General features: G+C 60.0%; 22 protein-coding genes. 13 read left to right on the top strand and 9 right to left on the bottom strand.

Going from position 1 to position 22,982, the window contains the following annotated elements; translation table 11 throughout:
* Positions 1–132 precede the first annotated feature (132 nt).
* From DM806_RS22280 to DM806_RS22250, 7 genes are read right to left on the bottom strand one after another with little or no spacing between them, the layout of a single operon-like run.
* On the bottom strand, positions 133–1,773 hold the full coding sequence (locus tag DM806_RS22280) for a class I adenylate-forming enzyme family protein (protein WP_179045353.1): 1,641 nt from the start codon (positions 1,771–1,773) through the stop codon (positions 133–135).
* Positions 1,774–1,775: 2 nt separating this feature from the next.
* On the bottom strand, positions 1,776–2,255 hold the full coding sequence (locus DM806_RS22275; protein WP_179045352.1) for a nitroreductase family deazaflavin-dependent oxidoreductase: 480 nt from the start codon (positions 2,253–2,255) through the stop codon (positions 1,776–1,778).
* A 10-nt stretch (positions 2,256–2,265) separates the two neighbouring features.
* Positions 2,266–4,599 carry an acyl-CoA dehydrogenase gene (locus tag DM806_RS22270; RefSeq protein WP_179045351.1) on the bottom strand — a complete coding sequence of 778 codons (2,334 nt, stop codon included), beginning with the start codon at positions 4,597–4,599 and terminating at the stop codon, positions 2,266–2,268.
* 9 nt (positions 4,600–4,608) lie between these two features.
* Complete coding sequence (locus DM806_RS22265; RefSeq protein ID WP_179045350.1) at positions 4,609–5,067, bottom strand: hypothetical protein; 459 nt, start codon at positions 5,065–5,067, stop codon at positions 4,609–4,611.
* Positions 5,064–6,098 (bottom strand): phosphotransferase family protein, encoded by a 1,035-nt coding sequence (locus tag DM806_RS22260; protein WP_179045349.1) that lies wholly within the window; start codon positions 6,096–6,098, stop codon positions 5,064–5,066. Before DM806_RS22260 ends, DM806_RS22265 begins: the two co-directional genes overlap by 4 nt.
* 1 nt (position 6,099) lies before the next feature.
* Positions 6,100–7,215, bottom strand: a complete 1,116-nt coding sequence (locus DM806_RS22255; protein WP_179045348.1) for a hypothetical protein — start codon at positions 7,213–7,215, stop codon at positions 6,100–6,102.
* A 12-nt stretch (positions 7,216–7,227) separates the two neighbouring features.
* Positions 7,228–8,073: an enoyl-CoA hydratase gene (locus DM806_RS22250; protein ID WP_179045347.1), complete on the bottom strand. Its 846-nt coding sequence runs from the start codon at positions 8,071–8,073 to the stop codon at positions 7,228–7,230.
* Between the two features lie 39 nt (positions 8,074–8,112).
* On the opposite strand from DM806_RS22250, the gene DM806_RS22245 reads away from it, so the two are divergent.
* Entirely contained in the window at positions 8,113–9,036 is a 924-nt protein-coding gene (locus DM806_RS22245; protein WP_179045346.1) for a GntR family transcriptional regulator, read from the top strand.
* Here DM806_RS22245 and DM806_RS22240 read toward each other — a convergent pair.
* The gene (locus DM806_RS22240; protein WP_218647612.1) at positions 9,028–9,951 is read right to left on the bottom strand and encodes an LLM class F420-dependent oxidoreductase; all 924 of its coding nucleotides are present in this window, start codon (positions 9,949–9,951) and stop codon (positions 9,028–9,030) included. The two genes, DM806_RS22245 and DM806_RS22240, sit on opposite strands and share 9 nt — an antisense overlap.
* A gap of 25 nt (positions 9,952–9,976) precedes the next feature.
* Positions 9,977–10,492, bottom strand: a complete 516-nt coding sequence (locus DM806_RS22235) for a YybH family protein (protein ID WP_179045345.1) — start codon at positions 10,490–10,492, stop codon at positions 9,977–9,979.
* A 228-nt stretch (positions 10,493–10,720) separates the two neighbouring features.
* Between DM806_RS22235 and DM806_RS22230 the strand changes: the two genes are divergently transcribed.
* The 12 genes from DM806_RS22230 (at position 10,721) to DM806_RS22175 (ending at position 22,962) form a co-directional block, all read left to right on the top strand.
* Positions 10,721–11,974 (top strand): DUF7064 domain-containing protein, encoded by a 1,254-nt coding sequence (locus DM806_RS22230; RefSeq protein WP_179045344.1) that lies wholly within the window; start codon positions 10,721–10,723, stop codon positions 11,972–11,974.
* A gap of 131 nt (positions 11,975–12,105) precedes the next feature.
* Positions 12,106–13,518 carry an aromatic ring-hydroxylating oxygenase subunit alpha gene (locus DM806_RS22225; RefSeq protein ID WP_179045343.1) on the top strand — a complete coding sequence of 471 codons (1,413 nt, stop codon included), beginning with the start codon at positions 12,106–12,108 and terminating at the stop codon, positions 13,516–13,518.
* A 49-nt stretch (positions 13,519–13,567) separates the two neighbouring features.
* Positions 13,568–14,542, top strand: coding sequence for an SDR family NAD(P)-dependent oxidoreductase (locus tag DM806_RS22220; protein ID WP_179045342.1), 975 nt, complete (start codon positions 13,568–13,570; stop codon positions 14,540–14,542).
* Between the two features lie 27 nt (positions 14,543–14,569).
* Positions 14,570–15,025 (top strand): nuclear transport factor 2 family protein, encoded by a 456-nt coding sequence (locus DM806_RS22215; RefSeq protein WP_179045341.1) that lies wholly within the window; start codon positions 14,570–14,572, stop codon positions 15,023–15,025.
* A gap of 61 nt (positions 15,026–15,086) precedes the next feature.
* Entirely contained in the window at positions 15,087–16,217 is a 1,131-nt protein-coding gene (locus DM806_RS22210) for a TonB-dependent receptor (protein ID WP_179045340.1), read from the top strand.
* 91 nt (positions 16,218–16,308) lie between these two features.
* Entirely contained in the window at positions 16,309–17,364 is a 1,056-nt protein-coding gene (locus tag DM806_RS22205; protein WP_179045339.1) for a phosphotransferase family protein, read from the top strand.
* Positions 17,364–17,837 (top strand): hypothetical protein, encoded by a 474-nt coding sequence (locus DM806_RS22200; RefSeq protein ID WP_179045338.1) that lies wholly within the window; start codon positions 17,364–17,366, stop codon positions 17,835–17,837. The genes DM806_RS22205 and DM806_RS22200 overlap by 1 nt, the downstream gene beginning before the upstream one ends.
* Positions 17,838–17,879: 42 nt before the next feature.
* Entirely contained in the window at positions 17,880–19,013 is a 1,134-nt protein-coding gene (locus tag DM806_RS22195; protein ID WP_179045337.1) for a hypothetical protein, read from the top strand.
* A gap of 28 nt (positions 19,014–19,041) precedes the next feature.
* Entirely contained in the window at positions 19,042–19,512 is a 471-nt protein-coding gene (locus DM806_RS22190; protein WP_179045336.1) for a nuclear transport factor 2 family protein, read from the top strand.
* A gap of 94 nt (positions 19,513–19,606) precedes the next feature.
* Positions 19,607–20,800, top strand: a complete 1,194-nt coding sequence (locus DM806_RS22185) for an aromatic ring-hydroxylating oxygenase subunit alpha (protein WP_179045335.1) — start codon at positions 19,607–19,609, stop codon at positions 20,798–20,800.
* 24 nt (positions 20,801–20,824) lie between these two features.
* A complete protein-coding gene (locus DM806_RS22180) occupies positions 20,825–21,517 on the top strand; it encodes a molybdopterin-dependent oxidoreductase (RefSeq protein WP_179045334.1) in 693 nt (230 codons plus the stop codon).
* On the top strand, positions 21,505–22,962 hold the full coding sequence (locus DM806_RS22175) for a molybdopterin dinucleotide binding domain-containing protein (protein ID WP_179045333.1): 1,458 nt from the start codon (positions 21,505–21,507) through the stop codon (positions 22,960–22,962). Before DM806_RS22180 ends, DM806_RS22175 begins: the two co-directional genes overlap by 13 nt.
* The last annotated feature ends 20 nt before the right edge of the window (positions 22,963–22,982 follow it).

The raw sequence follows: 22,982 nt of genomic DNA, 5'->3' as shown, positions 1-22,982 counted from the left end.
CCTCCAGAGCATCATGCAGGAAAATGGGAACCGATTTTCTGCAAAAATAATACTATGACAATTAACTAGAGTGATTTCTAAGCGAGTGTCATCACCTCTGCCGCCAAAATCACGCCAAACAAAATCCAGTCACTATGCCTGCACGAGTTCGCGTGCGGGAACGGTCCGCAGCAGTTTGCGATCCGGCTTGTTCATGGCATTGCGCGGAATATTATCCACGATCAGCCAGCGGGCCGGCACCTTGTAGCGTGCCAGCTGCCCGGCGCAGGCATCGGTCAGTTGTTTGATCAGTTCCGGGCTTTCATCGACGCCATCATTGAGCAGCAGCCAGGCGCCGACAATTTCGCCCAGCCGCTGATCCGCTATGCCCAACACCACCGCGTCCTGAATTTCCGGTCGCAGGCGTAGCACCCGTTCGATTTCCGCCGGATAGACATTGGCGCCGCCCCGGATGATCATTTCCTTCTTGCGTCCGACGATCGCCAGATTGCCCTCCAGATCAAGGAAGCCCAGGTCCCCCGTGCACATCCAGCCGTTGCGGAACGTCGCCGCTGTTTCCTCCGGCTGGCGCCAATAGCCGCGCATGCCGGTGAATACGCCAGCCCATGGGCCGGTCTGGATGGCCCTGATCCCGATCTCGCCGGTCTCGCCCTGCGGCAGGGGAACGGCATTGTCGTCCAGCGCGGCAATTTCCAGATGGCTATAGGGTTTGCCCACGCATTTGTCGGGCGGCAACTGGTCGCAACGGCTGCCGGCGACGCCCGAGGGCGCTTCGGTCATGCCATATTCGTTGATCAGTTCCGACCCGAAGCGCGCGCGGAACGGTTCGTAAAGCTCGGCCGATCCCGCTGCACCTCCCGCCATGGCGTAGGCCAGGCTGCTGAGATCCATGGCCTGCAGGCTGTCCTTGAACAGAAAATCATGGATGGTTGGCGGGGTGCAGCACAGCGCCTGGATACGGGTGCGGGCGATCCATTCGGCAACGCCGATGGAATCGACCCGGTCCATCGATACGAACGATCCTCCGCTGGCCAGCGCGGCCAGAGGCCCATAGGTCATGCCGTTGAGGATCGTGAGCGCGATCGTCACGCTCCGTCGGATGCCCGCCTGCCAGATGCCGCCCCGGTTGGACGCGATGGCGCCGTTGATGAAGGCCATGATGCTGTGTTGCGTATGGACCGCGCCCTTGGGCAGGCCGGTGGTGCCGCTGGTGTAGCTGAGCGCGGCGGGCGCGAACGGATCGATCTCCGCGGCGGCGGCATCCTTTCCCAGATTTCCTGCGATCAGCGTTGGCCATTCCAGCGTTGCGTCAGTACCTGTTGTCAGGATGCGATCCAGCTTGGGCAGATCCGCCTTGCGGGCGGCCAGAGCCTCGGCCACGGTCGGATCGGCCAGCAGCAGTCTCGCTTCGGCATCGAGCAGTTGTGCGCATTTTTCCGCATCCGCCAACACGCGGTTGACGCCGTTCCAGACCAGGCCCAACCGCTGCGACGCCAGAAAAGCGACGATCATGGCGCTGTGATTGACGCAGCAGGCGGCGATCGGGTCGCCCTGTTGCAATCCCATCGCGGCCAACCCGGACGCCGCTGCCCGGACGTACCGGTCCAGTTCGCCATAGGTCAGTTCGCCAGTCGCATCGATCAGGGCGACGTGATCGGGATTGCACCCCTCCAATATCCGCGCGACGGTCGCTGGCCCCTGGGGAATGGGGCGCGGGTGCAGGCCATGGACTAGCCCGTCTGCGCCAATGCTGTAATCCTGTGTCGTGACCATGTTCAGGACGCCGTCTTCGAAGCGGTCGGGTTCAGGACGATTATCGGGATTTCGCGGCTCGTCCGCGCCTGATAGCGTCGATATTGTGGTTGCTCCTCGCTGACCATCGCCCATAGCCGGTCGCGCTCGTCGCCTTTCGCCACCCGCGCCACAGCGTCGGAGGAAAAAGCGCCGACCTGCATATGGCATCGGGGCTCGTCCAGCAGGTTGAGGAACCATGCGGGATGGTCCGCCACCCCGCCCTTGGAGCCCACAATCACATAGAGGTTCTCAGGACGGAAATATTGCAGCGTGACATAGCGGTCATCGCCTGACTTTCGGCCTTTGGTTCGCAGCAATAGCGTCTTCACCGGCCCCGGTACGCCGATGACCGACGAATCCCATATATGCGCGCGCTCCGGATCGCGCTGGTACAATTCGACATGCGCGGCCAGATGCTTCTGGATATCCTCCGGCAGTGCCTTCATCCGATCAACCGCCATGCTTCCTCTCCTATGCGCCGATTGTCACGCGCGCCAAAATATTGCGCAGGACCTCGTTCGATCCGCCCGCGATCGTCATTACCCGGTCATTCAGATATCGCCTGGTGACTGTTGCTCCATGCACCGGTCCGATAATCCGATCATCGTCAAAGCTGCGGAAAAAAGCCTCCTGATCGATAGCCGCATAGGGGCCAATGGCTTCGACCGAGCATTGTTCGATCGCCTGCGCCAACTCGCTCCAGGTCAGTTTCATCAGGGCGGCGTTGCCGTCACCGGCTGAATCACCCTCGGCGCGCGAATAGATCAACCGTTCCTCGGTCAGGCGTGCGGCGAGCGTGGCAATTTCCAGCTTCGCGAATGTCCTACGGAAGATCGGGTCTTCCCAGAGCGGCGCTCCGCTTTCGGACATTTCCGCCAGGGCAATCTCCCGCAGCCGGCTGAGTTCCACCGACAGCGCAGGAACCTGATGGCCTACGCCCCGCTCGAATTCGAGCAAATATTTGGCGATGCGCCAGCCTTCATTCTCATCGCCCACCCGATGGGCCACGGGTATGCGCACGTCGTCGAAGAAGACCTGATTGACTTCATGTTCGCCCGACATCGATATCAGGGGGCGAACCGTGATGCCGGGACTGTCCATCGGCGCGAGCAGGAAGGTGATGCCCGCCTGCGGTTTTCCTTCCGTGGACGTGCGGACAAGCAGGAATATCCAGTTGGCGAACTGGGCGAAGGTCGTCCAGATCTTGGAGCCGTTCAATATATAGTCGTCACCATCCCGCACCGCGCGCAATTGCAATGATGCGAGGTCCGAGCCGGAGGTCGTTTCCGAATAGCCCTGGCACCAATAATCTTCGCAGGACAGGATGCGCGGCAGAAAGTGGCTTTGCTGCTCCGCCGTGCCGAAGCGCATCAATACGGGGCCGCACATCTGCAATCCCATGGCGGGCAATCGGGGTGCGCCCGCCAGCGCGCATTCGGCCTCAAAAATCTGCCTTTGCCGGGGCGTCCAGCCGGTACCGCCAAAAGCGAGCGGCCATGATGGCGCTACCCAGCCTTTTGCATGAAGCTTGCGCTGCCACTCGGTGCTGGCGCGCGGGGTGGCGAAGGCGCCCACTTCGCCCTGGGCTTTGGCGCGCAGATCGGGGGTCAGCGCCTCGTTCAGGAAGGCGCGAACCTCCTCCCGAAATCGTCTGTCCTCCTGAGCCTCGCCGACGATCCTCGCGACGATGTCGACGGCATGATTGTGCAGAGTTTCCCCCAGCGTTTCGGCAAAGCGCCGCAGATGATGCTCGGTCGATCCGCAACGTTCCTGCAGGGCCAGCGATCGGCAGAAAAAGCTGGAGATCGGGGTTTCGGCCATCAGGCCGATCGCACCATGCATCTGGATCGCGTCCGTGCCGACATCTCGCAGCGCGTCGCCGACATAGGCTTTGGCGGCTGAGACGATCTGAGCCGCTGCCCTATCCCCCTGCTCAAGCGCCAGCGTCGCGCCGAAGGTCAGTGACGCGGAATGCTCCATCAGCAATTGCATGGTGACGAGCCGGTGCTGAAGTACCTGGAAGGAGGCGAGCGGTTTGCCGAACTGATGTCGCTCGCGCAGATAGGCTGTCGTCTGATCGATCATGCCGCGCATCAGCCCGACCGCCTCGGCGCAGAAGGCCGCCGCGCCCTCGTCCCGCGCCCGTTGGATGAGGGCCAGCGCTTCGCCCGCCGGGCCGACCCTATCCTCGATGCTGACCCGGACCTCGTTCAGGATGATGTCGGCGGCGTCGTAACCGTCGACGGTGCGGCAAGGCTTTAAGGCGATGCCTGCCCGGTCGCTTTCCACCAGAAACAGGGAAAGGCTTTCCGGACCGGTCAGCGCCGGGATCAGCAGATGGCTGGCCCAGGGCGCGCCCCCGACCATGATCTTCGCGCCCGAAAGCTGGTAGCTGCCTTCTTCGTCGGCGTGGGCGATCGTCTGGATAGCGGCAAGGCGATCGGTTGCCCTGCGTTCCTGCACAGCGGGAACGATGACCCGCTCGCCTGCGGCCAGTTCAGCAATCAGCGCGTGGTGCGTAGGATGGGTCGACAGGGCAAGCAGGCGGCCCGCCATCAGGACTTCGGCATAGGGCTGGACAAGGCGATGTTCGCCAAATGCTTCCATGACGACCATGGCATCCAGCAGCGTTCCGCCGGCGCCGCCCAGCGCCTCCGGGAACGCCGCGCCGACAATGCCGAGGTCCTGCGCCAAGCTGCGCCAGCCGGTCGCGGTCCACGTCGCGCCGGCCTCCCCATGGCGCGCGCGCACATAGTCGCCGACCATGTCCTTGAGCAGAATTTGTTCAGGGGTGAGCGTAAGCACTGTAGAAATTCATCTTTCTTTCTGGACGTCATCCGGTTGCGGCCTGTCCTGCAAGCCGAGCGACACGGCGACGATAAGACTGCCCAGCGCCGCATCATCTGGGACTTGCCCGTCGCGCATCGCCTCGATCAGCCCGGTCAGGGCCTTCCGCAGAGCGTGATTGACGGCATTGGCTTCGGCGAAGCTGCGCGGCGTGCCCGCTGCCTGTCTTTCTGACGCCGAGCGCAACTGGCCGATCAGCGATTCAGGCAGGCTCCTGCCGTGCTGGTCAAGGCAGGCGTGGATCAAAGCCGCCAGAGCTTCATTCTCATGCAAAAGGTCGAAGGCGGTCTCGTTCCAGCGGCCGTTTCTCAAGGCGGACATGACCCTGCGGAAATGGGCCTGCGCTTCCGATGAAAGTTCGGGCGCGACATGATCTTTCATCAGGGTGCGCGCGCTGGCGATGATTTCTTCCGGGGTCGGTCTCATCGCGCACCGTCCTCGCTGCGATTGTCACTGGTTGCGTCGGCGATCGCCGCCAGTAGCGGTTTCAAGATGAAACGGCCCGAACTGGTCATGCGGCTGGCATCGCCCTCCGCCATCCAGCGCAGGGCCGCGATGGTCATGTAGGCGAGCTTGTAGATCGCGAAGACACCCCAGAAGCGGACGGCGGCCCGGTTTACCACCGTTCCGGTCGCCTGCTCGTAGCGTGCTATGACATCGTCATAGGACAAGGCGCCGGGGATCAGATGTTCCTTCGCATAGTAGGGCGTGAGATACCATCCAAGGTCCTCAAGCGGATCGCCCAGACTGGTAAATTCCCAGTCCAAAATGGCGGTGACGCGACCCTTTTCGACCAGCATGTTGGCCGGTCGATAGTCGCCATGCACGATCGTCAGCCGTTCAGGCGGCGGCGGTAGGTTCTTCCAGAGCCACCATGAGGCAATGCGCAATTCGACCATCGGCTCCAGTTCAAGCTTTTCGATCGCCTGATCATGCGCGCGCAGGCGGTCGGCGGCGGGATGCGCCTGATCGGTGGGACTATCCAGTTCGCCCGGCGCTGCCTCGAAGGCGTGAATGCGGCCCAGCAGATCGATGATTTCCTGGCCCAGTGCGACACGGGCCGACTGATCCAGGCCCAGTCCGTTCCGGTCGGTCATCACCAGCCGCTCGGCGATGCCGGGGCTGCGTTCCATAACCATCGTCTGGCGACCGAAATGCGTTCCTGCCGGATCGAACCAGTAGATGCGCGGCACCTTGACGTCCGAACGCTCGAGCGCCTTGAGTACCCGATATTCCATATCGCGTCCGCCAAAGGAAAATTCATTGTCCGCGCCGCTGCGCAGGATGAGCGGGCGAGCGACGTACGCGCCATTTTCCGACCAGTTGCCGTCGAACGCCCAGATTTCCGATGAATTGCCGCCCCGGACGCGTTTGAGCGCCTTGATCTCCACCGGACCCGACACGCCATTGCTGCGTGCCAGCGTTGCGATGCCGTCGATGATTTCCCGTTCGTCCATGTCAGGCTTTCCGGGAGCGGTGCGCTTCGGCATATTTGCCATAACCGCGTCGGATCATATATTCGATGATGCCATAGCCGGTTTCGCCATTGCAGCGTGCCTCGATCAGATGATCGCTGGAATGGGAATTATAATCCCGTAACAGAGCCTTGTCCGTCAGGTCATATTTTTCCTGTTCGGCATGGCTTTCGCCGAACCATTTGCCCTGCGTGCTGCCATAGCCGCCGCCCTTCAGGAAGGCGCGGCCGGGGCATGCCCTGACATCGATTTCTAGCGCGGGCTTGTCGAAGAAGTCGATGGTGATGCGGCCGCCGACCAGCGTCTGGATCGGTGCGTCGTGGACCCACTCGAAATCGTGCGTGACACCGCGGATCTCATCGTCATGAACTTCGGCACCGGTGGGGCGCATGATCGATGCGGACAGGTGCGTGGGGCGTCCGGGTTGGGATTCAAACAGATAGACGTGGATCGAGAAGCTCGGAAACTGGATCGGGATAAAGCCGAGGAAGTTCCACTGGACCGACGCCACCGGCGGGTCGCCGGGCACGGCGGACATCGGCCGCATGCCCCAGCTGTGATCGCGCACGCCCCACCAGCGATCCGGCGTTACGGTTAAGCGCTCGTCGCCAAAAGTCACCTCGCCGTTTAGGCGGCCCGTCTGAACATAGCGGACCAGGTCATGGCTCACGCGGTTACGATTGATCTCGAAATGCCGGCCTTCCAGCGCGGGCGGCGCCGATGCTTCCCAGGTCAGGTCATAGGCGATGCCGCTATCATTGGGGTCCAGTTTGAGCCGCAGCAATTCCAGCGGCTTGATCACCTCGACCGAAAATGGCCCGACGGCCACATCATGGAAATGGGGCGTCAGTTGGCGCGAACAGCGCAGGTTGCGCTGCGTGTCGCCCTTGGCCGCGATGGCAAAGCCGTCCATCACATCACGATTGGGGTATTTGCCAAAGCCGGCCGAAAGGACAAAATCCTGCGCCTGTGTGTCGTGAATGGAAAACCAGTAGCGTTCCCGCCAATTCGGATCACTGGTTCCCACCACATGATGGGGCAACGGAATCTGGTGCGTGAAATATTCGTCCGACGGGCTGAGGATCAGGTCGTTACTCATTATTATTTCTGCTCATTTCCTGGGAAGAACGGGCTTGGCGCCGGGCGTCCCCGATGGATCGCCCAGCATGCCATGCTGTTGCATATTGTGATAATGGGTCAGGTGATGGATGCGGAACGCCAGCTCGATGGCGGTGCGCTGTCCCTGGATGTCCAGAGTTTCGTTGACCGCCTTCTTGACGGCAGCGAGCGCATGGGGCGGCCTGGTCGCGATGCGCCGGGCCATATCCAGGGCGAAGTCGGACAGGGAGTGGCGTGGCACGACATGATTGACCATGCCGCGCGACAGCGCTTCCCGCGCATCGATGGCATCACCGGTGAACAGCATTTCCTTCGCCTTGCGCGCCCCCAGTTCCCAGGGGTGCGCAAACCACTCAACGCCGCTGACGCCCATCGCCACGACGGGGTCGATGAACAGCGCATCCTCGGCCGCGACGATCAGGTCGCACACCCAGGCCAGCATCAGCCCCCCCGCGATGCAGCGACCCTGCACGGCAGCAATCGTCGGCTTGGGCAGGTCGCGCCATTTGCGGCAGAGGCCGAGATACACTTCTTCCTCACGCGCCATATAACCAAGGCCGTTGGGCTCATGCACCAGATCATTGTGAGAGGCACCGCGGAAAGATGCACCTTCCGCCATGTCGAGGGACTGGCGCAGGTCATGGCCGGATGAAAAATCCGGTCCCGCCGCCTCCAAAAGGACGACTCGCACCGCTGGATCGGCCATCGCACGCGAAAAAGCGTCGTCCAGCGCATAGAGCAGCGGCAGATTCTGGGCGTTACGTGCCTCGGGGCGATTCAGGATCACTCGAGCAATCCCGCCTTCCGGGCGCTCTTCGAGGATCAGATGGCTTGTCATCTCTATTTCGGTCCCCTGGCAGGCGTCATAAGAGGGGGGGTGGCCGAGGTGAATCGGTCCCTCTCCCATCATGTTATTGTGCGCCAACATATTGTTGCGTTACTGACCATGTATGTCAACGAATTTCGTATTCGACGGAAGCTGTATCGTATACAAATTACTGTGGTGATTTCTCATAAAGCCCGTGGTACAGGGTTGATTGTAAGGTATATTGGAAAGCAGATGATCGGAGCGGTAGCGGAAGAAACGTCGGAGGGGCGGGGTGGGGCCGGCAAGAAGACCGGTTCGAGCGCGCTTGTAGTACAGGCCATCCAGCATATCGATGCGTTGATCGGCCGGGGATTGCTGCGCCCAGGTGACGCAATCAGCGAACCGGAAGTCGGCGCCGCCCTTTCCATTGGGCGAGTCCCGGTCCGGGAGGCCATCCGCATTCTGGCGGGTGAGGGCATATTGGAGTTGGTGCCGAACCGGAGCGCCCGCGTGCGTCTCGTGGAACCGGACGAAATTCTAGAACGATTTGAACTACTTACATGGATGTCGGCCTGTGCCATGGAACGGCTTGTCGTCGAAGGCGCGCACGAGGAACTGGCCGACGATTTGATCGGAATCGCACGGCGCATCGAACAAAGGGGCAAGGGCATGGATGCCGCGGCAACCATGCGCGAAATCAACCGCTTCCATGCGCATATCATCCGCTCCTGCGGCAACCGCTATCTTGCCGATGTGGCCAGCCGGACTCGGATGAATCATTATACCCGCTCGGTCGTGATGATCCTGGGGCACCGCGCAATCAATGCGGGGGCGCCCAAATATCTTCAGATGGCGCAGGCCATCAAGAATGGCGATGAAGGTAAGGCGATCAAGATTCTGCTGAAGCAGGCGCGCAAGGTGCTGAATGATTATCGCGTGGATCGAGGCTTTGTCGAGCGCTCCAGGATGGACGGTCGTCCGCTGTCAATCTGAAGCCGGGCGCGACGGCATCCCCATCATTCCGGCAATGTTCTCGAACAGCCGCAGATGCTGCTCTACGCCTTTCAGGCCCATGCCCATGCTGTGGATCGCCACCCCCGCGGCGCCGGCATGACGCCAGATTTCAGCATCCTTCACGGCGTCATCGGCTCCTCGCATAGGGCCACCGATCGTATTGCCCAGGAAGATGATATTCTCCATTTGGACGCTGTCATCCGGTCTTCCTGCATGGGTCAGGGCATCACGGAATAGCTCTACCTTCTCTTCGGCCAGTTCCGCCTCGAATGCGGGTAGCCATCCATCGCCCAGGGTGGCCACGCGTCGGAGGGCGGCCGGGCCGATGCCGCCGATCCAGATCGGAATGGGGCGCTGTATCGGCAGCGGACAGAGGCCTGCGTCGCTGATATGGTGATGCTGGTCCGCGACGGTGAGCGACTCTTCCGTCCAGAGCCTTCGCAGAAGCGCGATCTGGGCATCCATGCGCTCGCCACGATCGGCGAAGGGAAGGCCAAGCGCCTCATATTCCACTTCATTCCAGCCCAGGCCGACCCCCAGGCGCAGCCTGCCGCCCGAAAAAATGTCCACATTGGCCGCCTGTTTGGCGAGGAGGACGGTTTGTCGCTGGGGAAGGATGATGACGCCTGTCGATAGCAGGATTTTGCGTGTGCAGGCTGCCAGATAGGAAAAGAGCGTTAATGGCTCATGGAACGCACTTTCATGCGTATAGGGCATGTTCCAGTCGGGGCGGTCGCGAATATTCGCGCCGACCACATGATCATAGGCAATGATGTGGCGATAGCCCATCGCTTCGACCGCTATCCCGAAATCCCGGATGGCCGCTGCCTCGGCCTCAATTTCAAGCTGGGGGAAAACCACCCCGACGCGAAAGGAAGGAGATATCGTCATCATTGCCATTCACCCGAATATTTGACCCTCACTGCGAAGCCGGTGATGATGTCAGGTCAGCCTTCCCGGTAAAAGGGTTGACCGGAAAGGAGTTGTGTTCGTGCACGATGCGCCATGTCCCGTCGATCTTCCGCCAGACGTCGGTGCTCCGAAACGTGACGTCGATGACGCGCCCATCCTTGAACTGGCCGGCAAAGCGCATCAGCGCGGTTGAATAGGCGCTGTCCGGTGACAGGATGACGGGAGTGATTTCAAGATATTCGCAGATGGACTTGCCCGTCAGGATTTCAAAGAAGCCCTCGACTTCCCTCTTATGCTCCTTATAATTTTTGGAGCGCGGTGGACTGAAGTCATATTCGAGGAATTCCGCTGACTTCAGGAAAGGGGCGACTGCGCCAATCCGGTCTCCATTGGCAAATGCCGCGCATCCTGACGTAAGCGCATGGCGTATCTGTTCGCCATCGTCCTTCGCGGGCGCAGCCAGGGCTGTGCCGGAAAGGAGTGATCCAACAAACAGCGTGGCGATGCCAGGCCTGAGCTTCATAAGACTCTCCTGCGATCCTGTTGGCTTATACGTGCAAGTCGCAAATCACACGGTCGCGGTCAAACATATTCTGGAGTCTTAGTATGCGGATTTAAAGAAGGTGTGCCGAAATTTAAAGAAAATCAATATATCTCATATTGTTATGACAATATTTGGAGATGGGTGGTAAAATCGATCGATAGATTATCGTATACGAATATTGACTAATGAAGATAGGTCGCGTAAGGTGTGCTAGCTATCGAAAAGAACTGGAACAATTCCGCTGCGGCGCTGCAGGTGGTCGTTTTCAAGAGAGGGGCGTCGGCGCCGGCGGTTTCTGATTCGGGGCCGCGTGCGCGTAATCATCAGGACATGGTCGACAAGTGCAGGGCTTCGTCCGGGACATTTCAGCCGCCGCCGGTTTCGCGGCTGCGGATACATATGGTCAAGGAGAGTATGATGGCAAAGGAAATGAAGGTAAGCAGTGACATTGGTTATCAAAATTACTCCGCGGAAGGGCGGGAAAATCATTTTTCCGTGATGCGTCCCGAAGAGGAATGGATCCAGCCCGTCCCGGAGGGTGCTCATTACGAGTGGACGGAAACCAGCATGTTCGGCTTCAATATTCCGGAACATGGCATCGATTGCATCATCTATTATTGGCACCATCCGGCCTTGTCGGTCACTTATGGTGGCCTGATCATCTGGCGTGGTCAGAATGGCAATCAGGTCGCATGTGACTATTCCGATTACCGCAGTGTCATGCCTTTGCCGGATGACATCACAAACTGCACCTATGCCAACGGCGTGACCGTCAGGATGATCAAGCCGCTGGAAGAATTTCATATCACATTCGACGATCCGCCTTATGAAACCAGCCTTGATCTACACCTGAAAGCGATCATGCCACCCGCTTGCCGTTACAATGGCGGGCATATCACGCAGGCCATGAAGACGAGCGGTGAGCTGGTCCTTTCGGGCGAGCGGTTCAAGATCGATGGCTATCACACCCGCGATCGGTCGTGGAATGAAGCGCGCAGCGAAGTCATCCGCAAGACACCGCCGCTCAACTGGACGGTAGGTGTGTTCGATGATGATTTCGCTTTTCACCACTGCAGCTTCGACAGCCGGCGTTATCATCCTGAATGGGGTGACAACTTCTCCGGCAATGGCGACGACAATAACTGCCTGTGGGGCTATATCTACGAGAATGGCGAAACTCATGGCGTGGCCCATGTAGATCAGCAGACGACGCGAGGCCCGGACGGGATTGCGCCGATGGCGGTGCGCACGGTCATCACGGCCACTAACGGCCGCGACTATGTCATTACCGGAAAGGCGATTTCCTCGACGCCGGTCATGGCCTGGCCCAATATGGCGGCGCATTTCGTGCTATTCGAATGGGAGTGTGAAGGCCGCAAGGCCAAGGGGCATGGCGATATTCAGATGGTCATATACCGCGATGCCTACCGCATGATGGATAAGGCGACGCCGAAGCAGTGAGTGCATCCCCACGTTCAATACGTATACGTGTATGTGTAAAATCGTGTACGATTGTAGCTTGACGTGGGCCATCATTATGCGATTTTAGTACTCAAATCCGGACATTGAATGAGAGTCGGAGGAGAGGATCCATGCAGCACGCTAATCGGGCGGGCGTGGCAGAACTGCCGCTGTTGAAACAGGCGCACCGGCACTCTATGTCGGATCGTCCCTTGCCTGGCGAGCGCTATACCTCGGCCGCCTTCGCGGATGTCGAGATGGAGCGCATGTGGGCCAAAGTCTGGCTTCTGCTCGGTCGCGAGGATCAGATTCCCGAGCCCGGCGATTATCAGGTGGAGCCTGTCGGTCCTGAGTCCATCATCATGGTGCGCCAGGACGACGGGACCATCCGCGCCTTTTACAATGTCTGCCCGCATCGGGGGAACCGGTTGGTTTCCCATGACTGGGGCAGCAGCGACCGGTTCGTCTGTTCTTATCACGCCTGGCGGTTCGACATTGATGGGAAGCTGGCTTCGGCGCCCGACCGAGAAAATTTCATGTCGGGCGATCTGTGCGGCAAAATCGGGCTGGCCGAGATTGCCTGTGAAACTTTTGCCGGTTTCATCTGGGCCAATATGGACCCGGATTGCGGCAGCCTGCGCGATTTTCTGGGCCCTGTATGGGATCGCTGGTCCGCCTATCCCCTGGCGAACATGAAGCGGTATCTGGCGCTTACGGCCCGAATGTCCTGCAACTGGAAGGTTGTGCAGGATAATTTCACCGAATCCTATCATGTCCAGACCGTGCATCCGCAGGCGGCATGGGTCGTGGAGGATAATTACCGGCACATGACCGAAATCGCTTTCGCGCAAGGGCATTGTTACGCTCAACCGCGGGGCGGAACGGTGGCCAGTCGTCTCCGTCGGACGATCGACGCGCCGCTCGCGCAAAACCATGAACTTGTAGAGTCTCTGCAGGGGATATTGCGGGATTGCGGCCTTGATCCGCAGCAGTTTGTCGGCCGGGAAGCGGAAATTCGTGAAGCGTTGCAGCAGCGGAAGCGGAAGGTGGGACTTGAAAAGGGCCGCGATCATTATCGCCAGCTATCCGACGAACAGCTGACGGATTATTGTCGCTATTCGATCTTCCCCAATATTTCCATGACGATCACGGCGGACGGCATTCATTTCCTGCGCGTTCGCCCGCATGCGAGCGATCCCGCGCAGTCGCTGTTCGATAACTGGTTCTACGCCATGGAGCCTGAAGAGCCGACAGCCATTATCGGCACGCCGGGCGGGCCGGTGCGTGCGAATGAGGAGGTCGTCCACCAAGTGTTCGACTATGGCGAACGCAGCCTCGGCCCGGTCGTGGAGCAGGACAGCGGAATCATGCAGGCTCAGCAATTGGGCTTCATGTCGAAGGGGTATAAGGGCTCTTATCTCGCTAATGAAGAGCGGCGGCTGCTCCATTTCCACGATGTGATCGACGAATATATCGCCGGCGTCCGTCCTCTGCCTGCTGCAGCCGGCGAACAGGCGCAGATCATTTTGAACCAAGCCGTGTGAATAATGGCCGCGCTGGCAACGGACGGCAGACTATAGTGCAGGGGATAGTATGAGACTTGAAGGCAAGAGGGCCATTGTAACGGGTTCTTCCTCTGGCATTGGCCGGTCGATCGCGCGCCTGCTCGCGGCTGAAGGAACGCGGGTGGTGATTAACGCGCGCGGCTCCGGCGCGGCGGGCAAGCAGGCCATCGACGACGTCGTGGAAGAGATACGCGCCGCCGGAGGTCAGGCGATCGGCGTTGCCGGTGCGGTGGACGATCCGGTCTTCGCCGAGATGCTGGTGGACGAGTGCGTTGCGGCCTTTGGTGGGGTGGATATCCTGATTAATAATGCGGCGATCTATAGCGACGAAGCGATCGGGCCGGTCGAGGGATGTTCTATCGACACCTGGCATCGAACGCTGTCGGTGAATCTCAATGCACCATTTTATATGGCGCGCGCCGCCCTGCCGCATATGAAGCAGCAGCGGTGGGGGCGCATCATCAACGCGGCATCCTATGCAGGCACTGGCAAGATGGGCGGCAGCGCCTATTCCACGTCCAAGGCCGCATTGTTTGGCTTGGGGCGTGCCATGGCGGCCGATTACGGACCCTATGGCATCACAGTGAATACCTACAATCCCGAGGCGCTGACAGCGATGGGGGACTCGCGGGATCCAGCGGCCTTCCAGGCGATGATCGACCGCTGGATCGACCGCGGCTTCCGGACTAAGGCGGAAGTCGATTATCTGCTCAGGCTGAACGGTCCTGACGGGATCGCTCCCTGGGTCACTTATCTGTGCACCGATGCGGCGTCCTATATCAATGGTCATGTATTCGCGGTCGAAGGGCGCCGGGTCGCCATGCTGTCGGCGCCGGACGAAGAACGCGTCCTGTTCCGTGATTGTCAGGCGCAAGGCCCATGGAAGCTGGAGGAATTGGAACAGATGGCGCCGCTCGTCTTTCCAGTGGAAAATCGCTTCCCCTTGCGGACGGATGAAGTTCTGGATCGGTGGGACGCGGAACTGGCCGTTATCGCCGCATAATCCGGCTTCAATTCTGGGGAGATTCTGATGGAGAAGGTGGAAAAACTTGCTGCGATTGAAGATATTCGTCAGTTGAAGGCCCGCTACTGGCGCGCCATCGATTCCAGATCCTGGGATGTCTGGCGCCAATGCTTCACTCAGGATGTGAGGTTTGAATTTCCGGAACTGGATGGCAGCAGCAGCGCCGACGAGTTCATTCCGTGGACAATAGATTTTCTGGAAGGATCGAGCAGTATTCATCGCGGCTATGCCCCAGAAATCGAAATCACGAGCGATACCACGGCGACGGGCATTTGGGCGTTCGAGGACCGGATTTACTGGAGTTTGGACAAGCCCAATAATTCGGGGCTGGCTACGCTTCAGGGCGATGGTCATTATCATGACAGCTATCGAAAGGAAGATGGGAAGTGGAAGATTTCTTCCACACAAGTTGTGCGGCAGAGAATTACAACAACCGCTCATCAACTCAGTCTGCCAAAATAATAATATTATAATATATTAATTGAGGGGGAGTGGAAGATTGTGTGGAAATCGAAACATTGCGTTGCGACTGTTCGCGGATTCGGCCGATCTGGATGGCAAGATAGACTGGTTGCTGGTCCTTTATTATTTCCGCAGCATTCACGATTATACACTGCCGATCGACCTGTTCGGCGGTGCGGGGAATGGCGGCGCTTCCATTGATCAGAACCAGCATGGTGTCACGACCAGCATGGCCGCTTTCGCACGGGCGGAAGTTCATGTCACCGACAAGTGGAGTATTTCGTTTGGCGGTCGCCAGACCTGGGACAAGAAGACACACAATTCCTATGCGCAGCAATATGTCGGCCTACCGGTTCCGTCGGCACCCTCGCGCATCTATGTGCGCAAGAAATGGCGGAACTTCTCTCTCGAACTCGGCAGTTCCTATAAGTTTGACAACGACAAGTTGGTCTATGTTCGCTATGCCGAAGGGTATCGGGGCGGCGGCATGCAGCCTTTCCCGACAACCTTTGCCGGGTCAACACCCTATGATCCGGAAACCGTCAAATCCTATCAGATTGGTGCGAAGACCGACTGGCTCGACAAGCGGCTCCGCGTGAATGTCGATCTGTTCTGGAATGACTATGAGAATCTGCAAAGGACGCTGGGCGTCAAGGCGCTGGGTGGGGCGTCGCTGCTGCTGACGGAAAATATTCCGGGCGCGACGACCAAAGGGTTCGAGATCGAAACGGTCGCCGTACCGGTTGACCGCTTGACCTTGCGAGGCTCGGTCGCCTATCTGAAGACGAAGTATAAGGGCTATGTCGCGGACGTTCTGGGCACGGGCGTCGTTACGGACAATAATTATTTCCGCTTCGCCTATGCGCCGAAATGGGTGGGCACCGCCGGGGCGGACCTGACGCTGATCGACAATGGTGTCGGCAAAGTCGTCGCCAGCGCGGATTATAGCTACACCGGACGGCAGTTGGTCTACGGCATCGAGATACCGGCTGCGGATGAAAAATCCTATGGATTGGTCGATCTCAGCCTGCGCTATACCGATCCGTCGGACCGCTACACCATTTCGCTCTACGGCGAGAATGTCTTCAACAAATATTACCGCACGAGCGTCGAAACGGTGAGCAATCTGGCGTTGACGGCGGTTGCCAGTCCACCGGCAAGCTATGGAGTCACCGTGGGCGCAAAGTTCTAAAAGGGGGGAGGGATGCCGTCCGGTGGTCACATTGTCGCCGGACGGCGTCTTTGCAGCCAATGAAAGATGATTTTGGTCAAGGACGGATGACGTGAACAGTATCGATGAACAGGCCGCAACGGACTATCTTGCGCAACGACTTGGCACCCCCGTCCAGTTGGTCAAGATGCGACAGACCTTCCCCGGTGCGTCGCGCGAAACCTATCTAGTTGATCTGTTGATCAAGGATGAATCGCACAGTTTCGCGCTGCGGGTCGATCCGCCGAATGAGGGCTATGGCTGTCCATTTCCGCTCCGGCACGAGTGGGAAGTCTACAGCCGGTTGTGGCGATCGGACGTTCCCGTGCCGGAGCCGTTATGGTTCGACGAAAATCAGGATTTTGCCGAAGGGCGTCCGCACATGGTTCGGCGTCTGGTCGAAGGCAGCACGGCAATTCCGGGCCTGTACGATCAGGATGCAGAGGGTAAGCGCCTGCGCCGGCGCGTCGCCTTTGAATGCGCGGAAAAGCTGGCTCTGGTGCATCGCACCGACTGGAAGGCGCTCGGCTTTGACCAGTTTATCGATCCGCCCGCGTCTCCGGCGGAAGCGAACTTGCATGAACTGGACTATTGGTATGCTCGCTGGTGCGAGAAGCGCCCCTATGCGTCCCCGATGGTCGAGGAGGCTTTCGCCTGGCTGCGCGAAAATGTGCCAAAGGATGCGCCGCGCATATCGATCATCAAGGGCAATAATGGCGTTGGTGAGGAATTGTGGCGCGACGGCAGGATCGTGGCCATGTGCGACTGGGAACTGACCGGCCTGTCCGATGGCGCGCTCGACCTGGCCTTTTCGCAAGGCACGCTGTCGCTGTCCGATTTCCATGAGGTGATGGCGCATTATGCCGCCTGCGTGGGAGCGGAGGTGTCGCCGCATCGCCTTGCCTATGCGCATTTTTTCATCTGGCTGAAGCAACATGTGCTGGGGAGTTGCTATCTATACGGCGTGTGGGCCGAGGGGCGGCGAAAGGAGGCCTATATGCTGTCTTTCGGCCTCGTGACCACGGCCTTTACCGGCCGCTATGTGGGGCGCTGCATCGGCCGCGATCTGGTGGAGGCCTTCGCCGAGGTGTCGGGCCGCGAAAGCAGCTATTATCGGGGGATCGACTGATGAACCATAGCGCACCGATTGGCGAACTGATCGCCACCGTCACGCGCGCGCTGCGTGAGGATGTGCTGCCTCAGGTCGAAAGTGGATGGGCGGCAGGCAATCTGCGTGCCTGCATCCAGGTGCTCACCTATTTGCAAGACCGGAGCGCAATGGAGCGCGATTTGCTGATCGCAGACATGATGGACATGCGTGGTCTGCTTCTGACTGCCGCCGAACAAGGGCTGACGCTGGAGTCCGATGTTCTGGCGCTGTTCGGCGACCTCCCAGATCGGCAGGAAATATCCACCAGCCAGTTGCGGTCGGAAAATGCGGCCTGTCGCGAAGCCATGACGCGATTGATCCGCGAAGTGCCTGCACTGGGGACGGAGACTGGGCGTCAGCAACTGCGGTCCCAGGTGCACGCCTGCATCGCCCGCATGCAGGAACGGGAATATGCCATGGTGCAATCCAGCGAGGCCGTCCCGCCGATCTGATGGCGCCGCCGGCGCCTTTTATACAGAGGATTTGATAAAGACATGCTCACCGCTCTCGACGAAACGCTGTTCCATCAATCGACCGAGGTGATGGCGCATACCACCATTTCGGATCACCGCTTTTTCGACCGCATCGTGATCGGATGTCATGCGCCCGACGGCAATCTGGGTCTTGTGACCAGCTTTGGCGTCTACAAGAATAATAATGTGATGGACGGCTTCGCGATGATCCAACAGGGCGCGAAACGGCAATATAATCACCGCTATTCCCGATCGCTCTGGCCCGATGTCGAGCCGACGGTGCTGGGGCCGCTGTCCCACAAGGTGATCGAACCGATGAAGCGGCTGCGCATCGCGCTGGAACCGGGCGATTATCCCGGCGCCTACGATCTGGAGTGGGAAGCGATCGCGCCCGCGCATCTGGAAGAGCGGCACTTCACCCGGTTCGACGGCCGCATCGTGCGTGATCATATGCGCTTCGACCAGCATGGCAAGATGAATGGCTGGATCAGCGTCAATGGCGAGAAGACCGAGGTGAAGGACTGGTTCACCTGGCGCGATCACAGCTGGGGCGTCCGCGCGGGTGTGGGCGGTTTTGAGACCTTCACGGGGCGCAAGCTCGACCCCGCGTCGCAAGCCGTTTCCGACATGGATACCGGCCACATGATCATCGTGCTGTGGTGGGCGACCGATACGACCTGCGCCCTGTTCCAGGTGCAGGAAAACGGTAATGGCGAGCGCACCTATCTGGACGGGCAGATCACTAGTCTGACCGGCGATCATCCCCCGCTGAACATCGTCGACGTCAGGCATGACTATAAGCTGATTCCGGGCAAGCGGGTCTATGAGGCCGGAACCCTGGAACTGCGCACGGAGGATGGGCAAAGTTGGACCGTCGAGGTCGAGGCGATCGGCCGCGCCTGGGCGTACAAGGGCAGCGGTTACGATTCAGGTTATAATGATGAAAAGGGACTGGGCGTGTGGCGCGGCCAGTGGCTGGAGGAATATGATCAATATGACCTCAGCGATCCCGAGGATGTCGGCATGCCCGATGGGCGCCTGCTCCGTCCGGTGCATCGCGAGCAGATCGCCCGCGTGAAGGTCAACGGCCGACCGGGCTTCGCTCATGGGCCGATGCTGATCGTCGGCCCGAGCCGTCAATATGGGCTGAAATGACAAGATAGAGGATGGAGGCACAGGCATTATGAGCGACACGTCGGCCCAAGCGCAATTCCAGTTAACGCTGGACATGTCGTCGGATGCGGGGCTGACCGAAGAAGCCCGGCGCAATCGCGACCTGTTGATCGGCATCTACCGCCGGATCGAACGGGGGGAGATGGAAGTGCTCGCCGAGGCGCTCGATCCCGACGTCAGCTTCCACGAGGCGGCCTCGCTCCCCTATGGCGGTGATATGCGCGGCAAGGAAGCGGCGCTGGCCGGGATGGCAGGCATGTTCGCCGCATGGCGCAGCGTAGAAGTGGTCTTCTATGAATTTTGCGCGGCCGGAGACCTGGTCTTCGCCTATCATAAATTTTCCGGCGTCGCGCGGGCAACGGGGCTGACCTATGAAGGGCAGGCGGTAGAGCTGTTCCGCTTTCGCGACGGTCGGATCGTCGAATGGCGCCCCTTCTATTGGGATACGCACGCCGCAATGTGTGCGCTCGGCGTGATATGAGGACCGCCATGCCCTTGCGCAGACAGGCAGGGCATGGGATGATCGTAGACGATAATGGCCGGCCTGCCGGATCGGCTTGACAATGGAGAGCAGCATGGACGCAGAAGCCGCAAGCCGGATCGACGCCCCCCATGACGAAAATGTCGAGGTCTGCCGGGCCTTGGCGCAGCACGTCAATGCGCGGTCCACCGACCTTGGCGAACATTCCAGCCTGATTTCGCCCAACTTCTATTTCGATGCAGCGCGCGACGAAGCGGAAAAGCGAAACATCTTCGGCAAGATGCCGATGCTGGCCGGCTTGTCCAAGGATATTCCCAATCCCGGCGACATGTTGCTGTTCGATCTGGTCGGGCCTTCCATCATGGTGGTGCGGGCCAAGGACGGCTCCGTCAACGCCTTCCTCAACATGTGCATGCACCGCGCCGCAAAGCTGGTGAATGAATGCGGCCATCATGCGCGCTTCATCTGTCCGTTCCATGCCTGGACCTTCGATCTGCAAGGCAAGCTGATCGGCGTGCCGCGCAAGGACGCTTTTGACCCGGAGCATATGGAGAGCCGCAACCTCGTCTGCGTGCCGGTCGGGGAATGGGGCGGCATGATCTTCGTCAAGCCCCATGCGGGCGATGAGCGGATCGATGTCGAGGCAATGCTGGGTGAATTCGCGCCGATCGTGTCGCTTTTCGCGCTGGAAAATGCGCATAAGGTGGCGGAGGGGCGGCTCGATTTCGACGCCAACTGGAAATATGCCCTCGACACTTATTGCGAGGGCTATCATGTCGGCTTTCTGCATTCCAAGACGGTGGGCGCGCTCTATCTGGGCGACTTGATCAAATATGATGCGTTTGGCCGCAACCACCGCATCGCCTTCGCCCCCAATGCGTACAAGGCGACGATGGGGAAGGCGGAAGATGAATGGCCGATGATCCCCTATTCGCCGACCTATTATATCTTCCCCAATATCGCCATCAACATACAGCCGATGGAACAGGGCGGCAGCTTCGTTTCGGTGCACCGCATCTTTCCGGGCGAAACGGTGGGGAAGGGCTTTTCGATCCTCGGCACGTACAAGCTGGATGGCGCGCCGACGGACGAGGACCGGCACCATTATGAAGCCGCGCATGAGCTGATCATGAAGGTTGTCGGAACGGAGGATTATAGCGTCAGCGCTGGCGGCTATAATAATCTGAAACATGCGCCCGCAGGGTTCCGATCCGTCATCGGACGGAATGAACTCGGCGTCCAGAATGTGCACCGCCATCTCGCCGAAGAAGCCGGGATGCCTTTGTAAGCCATAAATGGGGAAGTCTGCCCGATGCGTACCGCCCATTCTTTCTGCCGCATCTGCAATGCCCATTGCGGCATGGTCCTGACGATCGATGAGGATGATCGGATTGTCAGCATAAGGGGCGACAAGGAACAGCCTCTGGCGAAGGGCTATGCCTGCTTCAAGGGATTGCAGGCGGAAGAAGCGCATCACGGGCCAGCCCGTCTGCTGCGTCCGCTCAAGAGCATGCCCGACGGCAGCTATGCGGAAATCGCGCTGGAACAGGCGCTGGACGAGATTGCCGGGCATGTCCGGCGGATCAGCGACAGCCATGGCGCGGACGCGGTGGCGCTGTTCAACGGCAATGGCGGCACGCCCAACTCGACCGGCTATCCGATGACCCATGCCTTTCTGGCGGCGATCGGCAGCAGCAGCCTCTATTCCACCCTGTCCATCGATCAATCCGCCAAGGTCGTGGCCGCTGAACGCATGGGCGTCTGGAGCGCGGGCCTTCAGGATATCACCCAGTCGGACATATTGCTGTTCGTCGGCACCAACCCGCTCGTGTCGCATTCCACCGTGCCAGTCATGGGCCCCGATCCGGTGCGGCGGCTGAAGGCGGCCAAGGCCAGCGGCCTCAAGCTGATCGTCATCGATCCGCGGCGGACCGAAACGGCCTATTTCGCCGACCTGTTCGCGCAGCCGTTGCCGGGGGAAGATGCGGGATATTGGCCGGGCTGATCAGGATCATCCTTGACGAGGGGTGGAACGACCGGGAGTTCTGCGACCGTTACGTCGGGGCGGAACGCATGGCCGCGCTGCGGATGTCGGTCGATCCGTTTACGCCCGAACGGGTCGAGGCGCGGGCCGGTCTCATGCAGGGCCAGTTGCGTGCGATCGCCGAGATGTTCGCGCGCGATGACCGGCGCGGCGGAGCCTATGCGGCGACCGGCGCGTGCATGGCCCCCTTCTCCAACCTGACTCAGCATCTGGTCGAAGTGATCAATGTCATCTGCGGGCGGCTGCGCCGGGCAGGGGACCGGCTGATCGTCGATCTGACCTCGCCTGAACGGGATGTGTGCGAACAGGTCTTCCCCGCCACCCGGTCATGGGAGCAGGTTCCGCCCAGCCGTATCCGGGGCGTCGGTCGCCTCGGCGGCGAAAAGCTGACGAGCACGTTGGCCGAAGAGATCATGACGCCGGGCGAGGGGCAGATCCGCGCGCTGTTCGTGAACGGCGCCAATCCTGCCTCTACGGTGCCCGACAATGCGCGCTTCACCCAAGCGTTGGACGCGCTGGAACTGCTGGTGGTCGTCGATCCCTATATGACCGCCACGGCCGAGCGCGCGCATTATATCCTGCCGCCGCGCATGCAATATGAGCGGGCCGACCTGCCGCTGCTGATCCCCAATTATCCGTTGCAGCCGGAAAACTGGCTCCAGTTCACGCCGCCGGTCATCGGACCGCCCAAAGGCTCCGATCTCACCGAAGATTGGTATGTCTATTGGTCCGTCGCCAAACGGCTGGGCAAGACCATCTGCTTTGCCGGTAAGGAACTGGACATGGTAACGCCGCCCAAGGCTGAAGCACTGCTGGGTCTGCGGCTCAAGGGAGCGAGGGTGTCGTTTGATGATCTGGTCCAGCAGCCCAGCGGCGTCCTGTTTGAACATCGCGACTGGGTGGTGAGGCCGAGCGTGACGGAGCAGCAGAATGCTCAATTTGACGTCATGCCGACCGATGTCGCGGGCGAACTATCCGCCTATGGCGAGCAGGCATTGCGCGAACGCGATCATCCTTTCCTGCTGACCAGCCGCCGCGTGCGCGATCTGTTCAACACGAACGGCATGCACCTGAAGGCGATCCGATCCCGTAACCCGGTCCTACCGATTTTCCTCAACCCGCAGGATATGGGCGCCCTGGGTCTGGCTGAAGGCGATGAGGTCGTGATCCGATCCGATCATGGAGAGATCGTCGCCATCGCGCAAGCGGATGACGCGATGCGACCGGGAGTGGTTGCGATGAGCCACAGTTGGGGCGGGCTACCGGGCGAGCAGCTGGTGAGCGGCGTCAATGCGTTGATCAGCTCGGTCGAGCATGTCGAAACGGTCAACGCCATGCCGCGGATGTCGGCCATTCCCGTACATATCATGCGTGCGGCGGTCGCGAGAACGGCGGTGGCGGGCTGATCCCGCGACCCGTCTCCGGT

Origin of the sequence: Sphingobium lactosutens, assembly GCF_013393185.1 — a bacterium.
Classification (GTDB): Bacteria; Pseudomonadota; Alphaproteobacteria; order Sphingomonadales; family Sphingomonadaceae; genus Sphingobium; species Sphingobium lactosutens_A.
The sequence above is the reverse complement of the archived record's forward strand: the minus strand, read 5'-3'. Positions and strand labels throughout refer to the sequence as shown.

Bases quoted from the DNA above. Each gene is read 5' to 3' on its own strand.
- DM806_RS22280 (WP_179045353.1), bottom strand. From the start codon at position 1,773: ATGGTCACGACACAGGATTACAGCATTGGCGCAGACGGGCTAGTCCAT.
- DM806_RS22275 (WP_179045352.1), bottom strand. From the start codon at position 2,255: ATGGCGGTTGATCGGATGAAGGCACTGCCGGAGGATATCCAGAAGCAT.
- DM806_RS22265 (WP_179045350.1), bottom strand. From the start codon at position 5,067: ATGAGACCGACCCCGGAAGAAATCATCGCCAGCGCGCGCACCCTGATG.
- DM806_RS22260 (WP_179045349.1), bottom strand. From the start codon at position 6,098: ATGGACGAACGGGAAATCATCGACGGCATCGCAACGCTGGCACGCAGC.
- DM806_RS22255 (WP_179045348.1), bottom strand. From the start codon at position 7,215: ATGAGTAACGACCTGATCCTCAGCCCGTCGGACGAATATTTCACGCAC.
- DM806_RS22250 (WP_179045347.1), bottom strand. From the start codon at position 8,073: ATGACAAGCCATCTGATCCTCGAAGAGCGCCCGGAAGGCGGGATTGCT.
- DM806_RS22240 (WP_218647612.1), bottom strand. From the start codon at position 9,951: ATGATGACGATATCTCCTTCCTTTCGCGTCGGGGTGGTTTTCCCCCAG.
- DM806_RS22235 (WP_179045345.1), bottom strand. From the start codon at position 10,492: ATGAAGCTCAGGCCTGGCATCGCCACGCTGTTTGTTGGATCACTCCTT.
- DM806_RS22225 (WP_179045343.1), top strand. From the start codon at position 12,106: ATGCAGCACGCTAATCGGGCGGGCGTGGCAGAACTGCCGCTGTTGAAA.
- DM806_RS22220 (WP_179045342.1), top strand. From the start codon at position 13,568: ATGAGACTTGAAGGCAAGAGGGCCATTGTAACGGGTTCTTCCTCTGGC.
- DM806_RS22215 (WP_179045341.1), top strand. From the start codon at position 14,570: ATGGAGAAGGTGGAAAAACTTGCTGCGATTGAAGATATTCGTCAGTTG.
- DM806_RS22200 (WP_179045338.1), top strand. From the start codon at position 17,364: ATGAACCATAGCGCACCGATTGGCGAACTGATCGCCACCGTCACGCGC.
- DM806_RS22195 (WP_179045337.1), top strand. From the start codon at position 17,880: ATGCTCACCGCTCTCGACGAAACGCTGTTCCATCAATCGACCGAGGTG.
- DM806_RS22190 (WP_179045336.1), top strand. From the start codon at position 19,042: ATGAGCGACACGTCGGCCCAAGCGCAATTCCAGTTAACGCTGGACATG.
- DM806_RS22185 (WP_179045335.1), top strand. From the start codon at position 19,607: ATGGACGCAGAAGCCGCAAGCCGGATCGACGCCCCCCATGACGAAAAT.
- DM806_RS22180 (WP_179045334.1), top strand. From the start codon at position 20,825: ATGCGTACCGCCCATTCTTTCTGCCGCATCTGCAATGCCCATTGCGGC.